1 protein-coding gene is annotated in these 252 nt (G+C 41.3%); it reads right to left on the reverse strand.

Annotated features, from left to right (window positions below):
- On the reverse strand, positions 1-252 hold a 252-nt coding region (locus Q8G36_RS28900; protein ID WP_305275391.1), incomplete at both ends, for a transposase.

The raw sequence follows: 252 nt of genomic DNA on the forward strand, positions 1-252 counted from the left end.
GTAGTCCAACGCATACCATGCTTTTCTTTTGCATCTGCGAATACACGCTCAATCGTTTCTTTACGTTTTGCATATATAGGTTTTACATCTTGATGATGACGCAGATGATCTGCTTCTTCCACATGTGCTTGCCAGATATGCCGTGTCACCACTTTTTGACAGTCTTTGCTTTCTGTACACCGAGATAAAAATGAGCAGGTTGTACAAATTTGGTTTGGCGATGTGTACTCGCGATAGCCCTCTTTATTTGTT

It is taken from the genome of Peribacillus frigoritolerans, assembly GCF_030676415.1.
GTDB classification, from domain to species: Bacteria; Bacillota; Bacilli; order Bacillales; family DSM-1321; genus Peribacillus; species Peribacillus frigoritolerans_A.